This window comes from Bacillus sp. FSL R5-0585 (assembly GCF_038004545.1).
GTDB classification, from domain to species: Bacteria; Bacillota; Bacilli; order Bacillales; family Bacillaceae_G; genus Bacillus_A; species Bacillus_A cereus.
The window spans coordinates 3,667,230-3,679,663 of sequence record NZ_JBBORJ010000001.1; the positions used below are offsets into that span (position 1 = coordinate 3,667,230).

Consider the following 12,434-nt stretch of genomic DNA (forward strand, 5'->3'; position numbering starts at 1 on the left):
CTCATCCTCTCACTTTTACTATCTACTTTTCTGGTTTTTGTCCAATCCATTTCTCATATAATTTGTCATACTCTCCGCTTGCTTTCATGTCTTTAATTAAAGTATTAATCTCTTTCGTTAAATCATCTGCCCCTTTTTGCACTGCAATTCCATACGGTTCATCTGTGAAAATTTTTCCTACTACTTCATAATTAGAATCTTGTTTTGCCATTCCGTAAAGGATCGCATTATCTGTCGTTAACACATCACCTTTACCTGCCTTTAACGCTGTAAATGCCTCACTATAATTTTCAAACTCTAATACAGTCGCTTCTGGTGACTTTTGACGAATGTTATTTGTAGATGTTGACCCTTTTACAGCTAATACTTTAACGCCTTGTTTTATATCATCGACACTCTTAATATTGCTTCCTTTTTTCACAAGTAACGATTGTCCTGCTTTAAAATATACATCTGAAAAATCCACTTCTTTTTTGCGTTCTTCCGTAATTGTCATTGTTGCAATAATTGCATCAATATCACCATTTTTCAGCATTGGAATACGTGTTTTAGACGTTACTTCTTTCAGCTCTAGCTTCTTTTCATCTCCAAGAATCTTTTTCGCAAGTGCCTTCGCGACATCAACATCGAATCCTTCTACCTGCCCTGTTGAAGGATTTTTCAATCCAAATAAATTCGTATCATTCTTTACCCCGACTACTAATTTCCCTCGTTTCTTAATTTGTTCAACAGCCCCGCCTTGCTTCGTATTTGTTTCCTTTGCCTCATCTTTCTTACTTCCGCAACCAGCAACAACAAGCACGAATAAACATGAAAATACGATTAAAGTAAATAATTTTTTCATTTTAAGCATAAAATTCCTCCTCTAATGATTTAGCACCCGACTTAAAAATAAACGAGCTCTTTCTTGTTCAGGGTTTGCAAAAAAGTGCGCCGGTGTTGTATCTTCAATAATTTGACCATCATCCATAAATAAGATCCTATCTGCTACCTCTCTAGCAAATCCCATTTCATGCGTGACAACGACCATTGTCATCCCTTCTTTAGCCAGTGCTTTCATAACATCAAGTACCTCTCCAATCATCTCTGGATCAAGAGCAGACGTAGGCTCATCGAATAGCATAATTTCCGGCTGCATTGCAAGTCCTCTAGCAATTGCCACCCGTTGCTGTTGTCCTCCTGATAATTGATGTGGATATACGTTAGCCTTCTCTGGGATTCCTACTTTCTCTAAATAAAGCATTGCTGTTTTCTCTGCTTCTTCTTTGGAAACTTTATTTACTTTAATCGGTGCTAATGTAATATTTTGAAGAACCGTTTTATGTGGATATAAATAAAAATGTTGAAAGACCATCCCAATATTTCGCCGCAATTCATTCATGTCCGTTTTTTTATTGTGTACCTCTGTATTTTGTACAATTAATTCTCCATCTGTAATTGCCTCTAATTGATTTATACATCGAAGCAATGTACTTTTTCCTGATCCTGAAGGCCCAACAACTACTACCACTTCGCCTTTTTTAACTTGCACATTAATATTTTTCAAAACTTGAAAGTTACCATAATATTTATTTACATTACGAAATTCTATCAACATACTCCCCCTTCCCCTAACAATGCATGTACATTCTTTTTATATTCAAAAATAGTCCCAAAAATAACTTTTAGCTTCAATTTGTCCATAAAAAAAAGCAAAGAGTTTCCCCTTTGCTTCTTCATTTCTATTCTGTTAAGATACTTCTTCTTTCTTATCTTTCCCGTATTCATGCTCCCAAAAATCAGCATTTTTAATTCCTAATGGCCCTGGATCGAATACTGGATCTTTTCCTTCTTTTTTCTGTTTTTCATAATCCTTTAATGCGACTAATGCAGGTTTTTGTAATAGTAAAATCGCAATGATATTTACCCATGCCATAATTCCTACCCCAATGTCGCCTAAAGCCCAAGCCGTTGCTGCTGTTTTTATACATCCATAGAATACAGCTCCTAAAAATACAAACTTTAGTACCATAGACATCCAAGGACGGTCTTTATCACGATTTAAGTACGCAATATTCGTTTCTGCAATGTAGTAATACGCCATAATTGTTGTAAACGCGAAGAATAATAACGAGATTGCAACGAAACCGTTTCCAAATCCAGGGAAAACAGATTCTACCGCCGCCTGTGTATATCCTGGTCCTGGCTGAGCACCATTTAGTTTATTAACGATAAAGTTTTTTCCGCTTGCATCAAATACGTTATACATGCCTGTAATAATCATCATAAATGCTGTTGCTGAACAAACAAATAATGTATCAATGTAAACGGAAAATGCTTGCACTAAACCTTGCTTAGCTGGATGTGATACTTCGGCTGCTGCTGCTGCGTGTGGTCCAGTCCCTTGTCCTGCTTCATTGGAATAAATACCACGTTTTACCCCCCAAGAGATTGCTAAACCGATAATACCACCGAAAGCAGCTTCTAATGCAAATGCACTTCTTATAATTAACATAAATGCTTCTGGCAATTTTTCAATATTCATAGCAACAATGACGCAAGCTACTAAAATATAGCCTATTGCCATAAAAGGTACGACAACTTGCGCTACGTTAACAATTCGCTTTACTCCACCGAAAATGATAAGAGCTAATACAACAACTAATATAGCCCCTGATGCGGTAGTATTAATACCAAAAGCCGTTTCTAAACTTACAGCAATACTATTTGCTTGTACGCCTGGTAGTAAAAGTCCTGTTGCAAGAATTGTCGCTGCAACGAATACTAAAGCATACCATTTAACTCCTAGACCTTTTTCGATGTAATAAGCAGGTCCACCACGAAACTGCCCTTGATGTTTCGTCTTATATATTTGCGCGAGTGTTGATTCTACATAAGCTGATCCTGCCCCTAAAAAGGCTACTGCCCACATCCAAAATACAGCTCCTGGTCCACCGAATGCAACCGCTGTTGCTACCCCAGCGATATTCCCTGTCCCAACACGTCCTGATAACGAAAGTGCTAACGCTTGGAATGAAGAAACACCAGCCTCTGATTTTTCTCCTTGAAATGTCAGCTTCACCATTTCTCCTACGTGCCTTACTTGTAAAAACTTCGTTCGAATAGAAAAATATAAACCTACTCCTAAACATAAATAAACAAGTGCTGGACTCCAAACAATATTATTTAACCAATTTACGAAAGTTTCCAACATTCCCCCTCCTTCTTTATAAAGAATATTCAGAATATATATAAAATTATAAGTGCATACCGAATCTAGGACAATATTATTTTAATAAAGTAAACATATTTTTGTATAAAAAAACAAAGTATATATTTGTTTTATATACTTTGTTTTGAACTAAATGTATTATATATTCACAATTGCTTCTCTTTTAATAATTCTTTCGTATAGCTCTTCTGATAATTTCAAGAAGTTATCAGGCATATCTTTCCCTTTAAACTTCTTCTGAAGCGTTCCATATAAACCTATATCACGTAAACGTAAAAATAGTGGCAACGATTCATACCAACTATCCGCCAGCCTGTGCTCATACTCATATCCTTTTCGTAACACTTGTAACTGTTTACGAGCAAAATCTGTCTTCTCTTCTGCTGTCCACGTTGTAAATAGAACAGAGTAGTATAGAACCATCGCTAAATCATGTATAAAGTAATTATAAGCCGCATCATCAAAATCAAAGATTGTTAGCTCTTTACCATCATAATGAAAATTACCTTGATGGATATCACCGTGCATAAGACCGAACGTTTCTCTTTCAACTGGAAGGGCCTTAATTTCATCCATTAGTACCGCTGCAATCTTTTTCACTTGACCATCTTCTAATTCATTAACAATTCCACTTTCGTCTTCTTCCCACGTATCACGGTAGTCTGTTTTAGGATATTCCATTGTAAGGCGATGCAGTTGCCCAATCGCTTTTCCCCATGCTTCAAAGAGAGGCTCGCCCCAATAAGGCGATTCCTCTCCTTTTACTTGCTCACCTTTTGCATATGTAAATAAAGAAGCGGAAAAGAACGTTCCATCCTCTGCTACGATTTCTTCTACGAGATTTCGAGACGTTGAATAAAGAGGTCCTGCTACCTTTGCCCCATTCTCCGCAACATATCGTAAAAAATCTAGTTCAGCCTCTACCTCTTGTTTAGAACGATGAGAAGAATGTGTTAAACGTAATACGTAATCTTCATCATTATCACCCTTCGCCTTAAAAATATAATTCTCAAAATCTCCAAGTGGCTTTTCTTCCACTGTTACATGAAACAAATTCGCTGCTCTTTTTAAAATCTCTTTCGTAAAAACACGTTCTACAGCTATTTCCATATATATCCCTCCTATATATCTTCTTAATTCGACACAAATGTTAGAAGTACTGCTATGAAATTGAATAATGCACAAAAGACAATGTAACGTAACCTTCAATCCTCTTTTTTTAAAATAATTCAAGCATAAATTTCTCACAAACGACAAAAATTAACAGAAACAATTGCACTTTAAGAGAGGTGGAAATTATGACAGAGCGAAAAGAACAACAAGAGAGTAAAAAACAAAAGCATATGTTTCCATCACTTCCGGAGAACATTAATTACATTGAAAATAAACTTTCTCATTCTGATGATATAAAAAAATTAGATCTCCCTTTTCAAAACGGAAAAGGAGCAATCTTATATATCGAATCTTTAGCAGATCCAAATCTAATTCATCAGTTAGTCCTTGAGCCATTATTAACGCGATCAGATTTATCTTTAGATAAAGCTTTTTCTACGTTAAATATGAAAAAAGAAACGAATTTAAATTATGGGATACAACTTTTATTACAAGGTAAATCCTTATATTTTCATGAACACGTCGACAGTTTTTGTATTTTCGAAACAACCTTATCTTTAAAGAGAGATATAGCAGAGCCTGATAATGAAGGAGTTGTGCGCGGTCCACATACTGGTTTTGTAGAGGATCTAGCAACTAATTTAACCTCTATTCGTAAACTCATTAAGAGTCCAAATTTAGTTGTTAAGTATTTTACACTCGGTGAAGAAATGCACACGAAAGTGGCAATTACTTATATGCAAAATATAGCGAATGACGATTTAGTTATAGAAGTGAAAAGAAGATTGGAAACCATTAAAACGGATGCACTTATGCCACCAGGATACATACAAGAATTTATAGAGGATACGTCTTTCTCCCCATTTCCACAGCAATTAAATACAGAGCGTCCAGATAGAACTGTTGCTAATTTAATGGAAGGGCGTGTTGCTATTTTATCTGATGGAGATCCAACAGCGCTCATCGTTCCTGTTACGTTATTTGCTTTCTATCAATCACCAGATGATTATAATAACCGTTGGATTGTCGGTTCTTTCGTCCGAATGATTCGCTTAGTAAGTTTTTTAATTGCCTTTCTCTTACCAGCTTTATATATTGCAACTGTTGCTTTTCATCCTGATGTGTTACCGCTCGAACTTGTGTATACGATTAAAGCTTCATTAGAGAAAGTACCGCTTCCTCCTATTTTTGAAGCTCTCTTAATGGAGTTAATTTTCGAGTTATTACGAGAAGCTGGTATTCGCTTGCCGAGCCGCGTTGGACAAACAATCGGTATTGTAGGTGGTTTAGTAATTGGGGATGCAATTGTAAAAGCTGGACTCGTTTCTTACACAATGATCATCGTTGTAGCTTTAACTGCAATCTCATCTTTTCTCGTTCCATCAAACGATATGAGTTCAGCAGTTCGGATTCTTCGTTTTCCATTAATGCTCCTTGCTGCCATATTCGGATATGTAGGAATATCATTCGGTCTCATTATAACTTTCGTTCACTTATGTCAGCTTCATTCATTTCATACACCATATCTTTCTCCTGTTGCCCCGATGCGGATTAAAGATATGAAAGATTCTTTCATAAGACTACCAATTTGGTCATTTTGGGAAAGACCACATGATCCAAAACCGAAAAAAATGCAGCGCCAACATGTAACGAGAGAGGATGAGGACGGTGACAAACACGCAAAGTAAAATTTCACTTGTTCAATTTACCTTTTTCGTTATTCAATGCCAAATTGGGGTCGGTATACTATCTCTACCTAACCGGCTTCATCCGATAGCAAAAAGTGGTGGTTGGATTTCTGCGCTCATTGCGGGGCTTGCCATTCAACTTATTATTTTACTTATGTGGCTTTTCTTAAAACGATTTCCTGATGCAGATATGTATAAAAGTGTTTGTATGCTATTTGGTAATAAGTTAGGAAAACTATTGGGCTTTTCTTATGTTTTTTATTTTACCCTTATCGGTATGACGGTTATGTTGAATGCTTGTAACGTCATTAAAGTATGGGTTTTACACGCAACTCCGTGGTCTGCAATTCTCATATTATGTACAGTAGCTTGTTGTTATGTAGCTTATAACACATTTAAAGTCATCGTACGATTTTATGTCATGGCCTCTATTCTCATTATTCCAATGGCCCTTTTAATTGCCCTAGGGCTTTCACGAGCTGATTTCTCTTATATTTTTCCTATTACAGAAGCCGGATGGTGGAATATAATTCAAGCATCCAAGGAAACAATTACAGCCATGTATGGTTTTGAAATTATTCTTATCGCTTTTCCAAAAGTAAATGGGAGTTCTATTGCAAAACTGAAGGCCATTTCTATCGCCAATGGATTTGTAACTCTTTTTTATACTTTTACCGTTTGGATTTGCTTTATCGTATTTAGTCCAAAGCAAATTGAGCTTATTCCAGAGCCAGTTGCTTACTTATTACGCTCCTTGCATATTGGAATTATAGATCGAACGGACCTAATCTTCATCCCAATTTGGATGATAACAGTTGTCGCTTCTATTGCTAGTTATTACTGCGCTGCTTCAATCGGAATTGGACATATATTCAACCTTGCTAATCATAAAAAGGCTGTTCCAATCGTTGGTATTATTGCTTTTAGTGTAGCCTTATTTATAGATACACCTGAAGAATTAAAAGTAATTTCAACTTTCACTGATAAGTTCACCTATATTTTCATCGTTGTTCTCCCTCTTTTATTTCTACTTTATTCAATAATAAGAAAGAAGAAAGGAGAACAGTATGTTCCCAAAAAGAGTTAAATTACTTTTAATATTATGTGCTAGTTCCCTCCTTTCTGGCTGTTGGGATCAAGAACCATTAAGGGAGGCAAGTTTAGCTTATAGCGTTGGAGCTGATATTACGGAAGAGAATAAACTCCAGCAAACAATCGAGCTCGTAAAAAGTTCAAGCGGAGAGCAATCTTCATTTGAGAATGAAATATATTCAGCAACCGGGCATAACATAATGGATACAGGCGATGCCCTAAAAAAAAATGTGACTGGGAATATTCGCTATTTTAAATATGGTGTTCAATTACTCGGAACCAAAATTCTAAAAAAGGGTATACTCCCCTATTTAGATGTCAGCTTTCGAGATCCAACAAACCCAACTGCTTTAGTAAAACTTATTGCAGTAGATGGTGAATCATCGGAGATACTCGAAAAAAAGAAAATAGGAAATTTACTAATTGGAGATTTTCTAAAGAAAAAAGTGAAAAGCTTAGAAGATATGAGTGTATTTCCAAAAGAAACTTTAGAAACAGCTGCTACAAAAATGTTAGATCCCGGTAAAGACTTTACCCTTCCTTCTATAAAAATAAAAGGAAAAGAAGTAGTTACAAACGGGTTAGCTTTATTTAACAATGATAAATTAACTGGGCATTTACCTTTGCAACAATCTGTTTTATTCGTATTATTAACCGGAAAAATGGGAACAAGTGCCCGTATAACCCAAAAACTGACTAGTGATGAATCTGAGAAGACATCTGATTATTTAACAATGGAAATTAGTAATCGAAAATTAAAACGCGACTTAAAAATAACAACAGATAAAAAAGGAAATGTTTATGCTCACATTAAGCTCCAATTAAAAGTTATAGCACTTGAATCTCCGAGAGATAATATGTATACAATGGACGATAGAGAAAAACTAAATAAAGAACTTTCTAAACAACTCACGAAAGAAGCGAAAAAAATAACACGAAAACTACAAAAAGCAAATTGTGATGCTTTCGGTATTGGAAGACATCTTATCGCTTATCATCCTAACTTATGGAAGAAAAAAAATTGGAATAAAGATTATGCAAAAGTAAAATTCAAACCTGAAGTAGAAGTAAGCATTTTGTATAGTGGTGTCTTAAAATAAAAAGGTTGTATGCCGCTCGGGCATACAACCTTTTTATTTCGTATATCGATACACAATTGATTCATATGGTCTTAAGTTAAGTTTTGTAATATCCTTGCTGGAATCTTTATAATTCGACAGTAGTACTTCTTGTTTCATTCCATCTAATTGAACGTGCGCCGGTACAGAGTACGTTATTTCTTCTCCATAGAAGTTATTTATAACAAGTAGTACTTCACTTTCTGTAGTACGAGTATATGCCCAAATTTTAGGATCATTTTTATCCAAAATAGCATATTCTCCTTCTGTAATTACATCATACGTTTTTCTAAGCTCTATTAACTTTTTATAATGATAAAATACGGACTCTTTATCTTCTAATGCCTTCTCTACGTTTATTTCTTTAAAATTTTCAGCCGCTGAAATCCAAGGTGTACTTGTTGTAAAACCACTGTTCATCTCTTCATTCCACTGCATCGGAGTGCGAGAGTTGTCACGAGATTTTTGCTTTAAAATCCCTATAATCTCTTCTTTTGATAGCCCTTCTTTTAGCTTTATATCGTATATATTTAACGATTCTACATCACGATATTGCTCGATGGACTCAAATTTAGGATTCGTCATACCGATTTCTTCCCCTTGATAAATATAAGGCGTTCCTTGCAGCATGTGCATGGCTGTCGCTAACATTTTTGCAGATTCGTTTCGGTACTTTCCATCATCACCAAAGCGTGACACGATGCGAGGCTGGTCATGATTACACCAAAATAATGCATTCCATCCTCCGCCCTTTTGCATTTCAATTTGCCAGTTAGACATAATCTCTTTTAATTTAATAAAATCAAACTCTGCTTTCGTCCACTTATCACCATTCGGATAATCTACTTTTAAATGATGGAAACTAAACGTCATGCTTAATTCATTACGCTCAGGATTAGAATATTTAATACAATTATCAATTGTCGTAGATGACATTTCTCCAACTGTAATGACATCTTTTCCTGCAAAAACATTTCGGTTCATCTCTTGTAAATATTCATGAACACGCGGGCCATCTGTATAATACTTGCGTCCATCACTTGTCGCAGTACTACCTTTATCGTTTAAAAAGCATTGGTCTTTTGAAATTAAATTAATGACATCTAATCGGAATCCCGTTACCCCTTTATCCAGCCAAAAGCGCATCATATCATATACTTCTTCACGCAGTTTTTCATTTTCCCAATTTAAATCAGCTTGTGTTTCATCAAATAGATGTAAATAATATTGCTCCGTCTTCTCATCATATTTCCAAGCAGATCCACCAAACTTAGACTGCCAATTATTTTTTTCATCACGCCAAATATAGTAATTACGATATGGACTATTTTTATCTTCCTTCGCTTCTTTAAACCACTTATGTTCAGTCGAACTATGATTTACAACAATATCAAGCATAATTTCAATGTTACGTACTTTCGCTTCTGCTAAAAGTTCTTCAAACTCTTCCATCGTTCCGTAAGATGGATCAATGCTGTAATAATCACTTACATCATATCCATTATCATTTTGTGGTGATTGGTATATCGGTGTTAACCAAATATAATCCACTCCGAGTTCTTTTAAATAATCTAGTTTCTCTGTAACCCCTTTTATATCACCGGTTTCTCTATTGTAATAACTATTAAAGCTCTTCGGATAAATTTGATAGACTACACTTTTATGCCAATCCTTCATGTTTAACTTCCTCCTACTTCTGTTTCACTCTTTTTGCAAATAACCATGTTAAAGTAAATGGGATTACAACTGCAATAATCATTCCGACAATAAACATTGGAATCGATTTCGGAATGATAGAAATAAATGCTGGCAATCCCCCAATTCCGATAGCAGGTGCTAATACACCATTTAATGTAATGAATATCGCTGCCACAGCAGACCCTATAATCGCTGCATAAAACGGGAACTTATTTCGTAAATTCACACCAAACATCGCTGGTTCTGTAATACCGAAGTATGCTGAAATGGCTGATGTTGATGCCATACTTTTATCATTTTGATTTTTAGAAATCCAGAACATCGCAAGTGCCGCACTACCTTGCGCAATGTTAGAAAGAGCAATCATCGGCCAAATAAATGTACCGCCATGTTGTGCAATCAATTGTAAATCAATTGCAATAAACATATGATGCATACCTGTAATTACAAGTGGTGCATATAACGCTCCAAATAATACTGCTCCAACTACTGGTACTGTTTCATATACACCTACTAATCCTACTGTTAATAAATCTCCAATATGACGTGTAACCGGACCAATAATTCCTAATGCTAACACACCTGTCACAACGATTGTTGTAATTGGTACAACTAATAATTGAATTGCATTTGGTACATGTTTCTTTAAGAAAATTTCTACTTTACTTAACACAAATGCAGCTACTAAAACCGGCAAGATTTGACCTTGATACCCTACCTTTTCAATTTGGAACAGTCCTAAAATATCGAAGTACTCAATCTTTTGTCCGTCTAAACCAGTCGCTGCTTTTCCATAGTCCCAAGCGTTTAATAAGGCCGGGTGCACAAGCATTAATCCCATAACAATCCCTAGTATTGGACTACCACCAAAACGCTTCGTTGCTGACCACCCGACAAGTGCTGGTAAGAATACGAATGCTGTATTGGCCATCATATTAATTAAATCCCAAAGCCCGCCTAAGTTTGGATAAACATCTAATAAATTTTTCCCATCAAAAAATAAGTCCTTTGCGCCTAATAGATTGTTAATACCCATTAGTAAACCAGCCGTTACGATCGCTGGTAATATCGGCATAAATACATCTGAAAATATTTTCACAAACTTTTGAGCTGGATTTAACTTCTGATTTCCAGAGTCTTTTACGTCAGCTACAGTCGATTCTTTCATACCCGCAAGCGTTATCAATTCAGCGTAAACACGATCTACATCTCCTGGACCAATTACAACTTGAAATATACCAGCGTTATGAAACGCTCCTTTCACTAATGAAACAGACTGTAATTTATCATTATCTATTTTACTTTCATCTTTTAAAGCGATACGGAGCCTCGTCACACAATGTGCAGCTTGTTCAATATTGTCTTTCCCACCAATATACTGCAACACTTCCTCTGCTGTTTTACGATAGTCTTTCCCCATATTCCCGTCCCTCTTTTCTTTTTTTGATACCGTTTACAATTACATATTAACTCGTATATATAAGTTAGTCAACACTCGTATATACGAGTTTGTGTTTTTTTTATAAAAAAAAGAGATGAAACAATATTTTGTTCCACCTCTTTACTTCCTGCGTGCCACATCCGAAAAGTGAAAAATATCTAAACGGTGGCGTGATTCTGTATATTCAAACTGACTTCCATCATACAAATGTGTAAAGTTTTTCACAACGACAACATAGTCTGTTCCATTTAAATCTAAATACTTTCTGTCATCCTCTGTACATGGCTGTACTTCAATTACCCTCTGCGAATAACTAATATGTAGCCCAAGCTCTTTCTCGATGTATTTATAAATCGATGCAGTTGCAATTTCTTTCGTTAATCCTGGAACAAACTCAGATACAAAATGATTTATATCTAAAATTACTTTTTCTCCATCAATATTTCGTACACGTTTAATATGGTCAATCACTGTTTTTTCTTTCACGTTTAATAACTTTGCTACGTCTTTCGTCGCTTCAATTTTCTCCATTTCTACGACATCTGTAATACAATGACGTCCTAAACGTTCATTTTCTTCTTGGAAACTTACAATACCACCAAAATTAAATTCAATATTTTTTCGCTTTAAAACAAAAACACCTTTTCCATGAATTTTTTGCACATATCCACGCTCTTGCAGTAAATCTACAGCTTTTCTCACCGTGCCTCGGCTTGCCTCATACTGCTTCATTAATTCTGTTTCTGATGGGATTTTGCATCCCTCTTTTAATTGTTTATTATCAATAGATTTACTGATTTCTGTATAAATTTGTTCATACTTACTCATCATCTACAATAGCCCCTTGTCACCTTCTAATTCTATATGTATTATAACATGCTTCACTCTTCTGCCAATCTCTCACTTATTTTCCAGTACAAGAAAAATATAGGTAAATATTTAATCTTTAAAACGTATTTTTATAAAAATTTTTATATTTTTCTTTTCATTCAAAAAAACATGTAGTATACTAACTTCAAAATCAGAGGAGAAAGGGAGCAAAGAACTATGCTTACTTATACAACAACTGTAGT

10 protein-coding genes are annotated in these 12,434 nt (G+C 35.4%); 3 read left to right on the forward strand and 7 right to left on the reverse strand.

Features of this window, described 5'->3' with window-relative positions; all coding sequences use genetic code 11:
* Nucleotides 1–22: 22 nt before the first annotated feature.
* The 4 genes from glnH to MKY38_RS19055 form a co-directional block, all read right to left on the reverse strand.
* A complete protein-coding gene (gene glnH / locus MKY38_RS19040; protein ID WP_000916491.1) occupies nucleotides 23–853 on the reverse strand; it encodes a glutamine ABC transporter substrate-binding protein GlnH in 831 nt (276 codons plus the stop codon).
* 12 nt (nucleotides 854–865) lie between these two features.
* Nucleotides 866–1,597 carry an amino acid ABC transporter ATP-binding protein gene (locus tag MKY38_RS19045; protein WP_044584131.1) on the reverse strand — a complete coding sequence of 244 codons (732 nt, stop codon included), beginning with the start codon at nucleotides 1,595–1,597 and terminating at the stop codon, nucleotides 866–868.
* A gap of 132 nt (nucleotides 1,598–1,729) precedes the next feature.
* The gene (locus MKY38_RS19050) at nucleotides 1,730–3,190 is read right to left on the reverse strand and encodes an alanine/glycine:cation symporter family protein (RefSeq protein WP_000447396.1); all 1,461 of its coding nucleotides are present in this window, start codon (nucleotides 3,188–3,190) and stop codon (nucleotides 1,730–1,732) included.
* Nucleotides 3,191–3,349: 159 nt separating this feature from the next.
* The gene (locus tag MKY38_RS19055; protein ID WP_000401648.1) at nucleotides 3,350–4,321 is read right to left on the reverse strand and encodes a phosphotransferase enzyme family protein; all 972 of its coding nucleotides are present in this window, start codon (nucleotides 4,319–4,321) and stop codon (nucleotides 3,350–3,352) included.
* Nucleotides 4,322–4,509: 188 nt separating this feature from the next.
* Between MKY38_RS19055 and gerKA the strand changes: the two genes are divergently transcribed.
* The 3 genes from gerKA to MKY38_RS19070 are packed head-to-tail and all read left to right on the forward strand — an operon-like array spanning nucleotide 4,510 to nucleotide 8,204.
* Complete coding sequence (gerKA, locus tag MKY38_RS19060; protein WP_000140076.1) at nucleotides 4,510–6,012, forward strand: spore germination protein GerKA; 1,503 nt, start codon at nucleotides 4,510–4,512, stop codon at nucleotides 6,010–6,012.
* On the forward strand, nucleotides 5,993–7,099 hold the full coding sequence (locus MKY38_RS19065) for a GerAB/ArcD/ProY family transporter (RefSeq protein WP_341049440.1): 1,107 nt from the start codon (nucleotides 5,993–5,995) through the stop codon (nucleotides 7,097–7,099). The genes gerKA and MKY38_RS19065 overlap by 20 nt, the downstream gene beginning before the upstream one ends.
* The gene (locus MKY38_RS19070; protein ID WP_000484124.1) at nucleotides 7,080–8,204 is read left to right on the forward strand and encodes a Ger(x)C family spore germination protein; all 1,125 of its coding nucleotides are present in this window, start codon (nucleotides 7,080–7,082) and stop codon (nucleotides 8,202–8,204) included. Before MKY38_RS19065 ends, MKY38_RS19070 begins: the two co-directional genes overlap by 20 nt.
* A gap of 33 nt (nucleotides 8,205–8,237) precedes the next feature.
* On the opposite strand, the gene treC is transcribed toward MKY38_RS19070, so the two are convergent.
* The 3 genes from treC to treR all read right to left on the reverse strand — a co-directional run bounded on the left by treC (nucleotide 8,238) and on the right by treR (nucleotide 12,192).
* Nucleotides 8,238–9,899 (reverse strand): alpha,alpha-phosphotrehalase, encoded by a 1,662-nt coding sequence (gene treC, locus MKY38_RS19075; protein ID WP_000656148.1) that lies wholly within the window; start codon nucleotides 9,897–9,899, stop codon nucleotides 8,238–8,240.
* Between the two features lie 13 nt (nucleotides 9,900–9,912).
* Complete coding sequence (treP, locus tag MKY38_RS19080; RefSeq protein WP_000513940.1) at nucleotides 9,913–11,340, reverse strand: PTS system trehalose-specific EIIBC component; 1,428 nt, start codon at nucleotides 11,338–11,340, stop codon at nucleotides 9,913–9,915.
* A gap of 141 nt (nucleotides 11,341–11,481) precedes the next feature.
* The gene (gene treR / locus MKY38_RS19085; RefSeq protein WP_000987235.1) at nucleotides 11,482–12,192 is read right to left on the reverse strand and encodes a trehalose operon repressor; all 711 of its coding nucleotides are present in this window, start codon (nucleotides 12,190–12,192) and stop codon (nucleotides 11,482–11,484) included.
* Between the last annotated feature and the right edge of the window lie 242 nt (nucleotides 12,193–12,434).

What these genes read in the sequence shown, in the direction of transcription:
- gerKA (WP_000140076.1), top strand. Translation starts at nt 4,510, where the DNA reads ATGACAGAGCGAAAAGAACAACAAGAGAGTAAAAAACAAAAGCATATG.
- treC (WP_000656148.1), bottom strand. Translation starts at nt 9,899, where the DNA reads ATGAAGGATTGGCATAAAAGTGTAGTCTATCAAATTTATCCGAAGAGC.
- treP (WP_000513940.1), bottom strand. Translation starts at nt 11,340, where the DNA reads ATGGGGAAAGACTATCGTAAAACAGCAGAGGAAGTGTTGCAGTATATT.
- treR (WP_000987235.1), bottom strand. Translation starts at nt 12,192, where the DNA reads ATGATGAGTAAGTATGAACAAATTTATACAGAAATCAGTAAATCTATT.
- MKY38_RS19045 (WP_044584131.1), bottom strand. Translation starts at nt 1,597, where the DNA reads ATGTTGATAGAATTTCGTAATGTAAATAAATATTATGGTAACTTTCAA.
- MKY38_RS19055 (WP_000401648.1), bottom strand. Translation starts at nt 4,321, where the DNA reads ATGGAAATAGCTGTAGAACGTGTTTTTACGAAAGAGATTTTAAAAAGA.
- glnH (WP_000916491.1), bottom strand. Translation starts at nt 853, where the DNA reads ATGCTTAAAATGAAAAAATTATTTACTTTAATCGTATTTTCATGTTTA.
- MKY38_RS19070 (WP_000484124.1), top strand. Translation starts at nt 7,080, where the DNA reads ATGTTCCCAAAAAGAGTTAAATTACTTTTAATATTATGTGCTAGTTCC.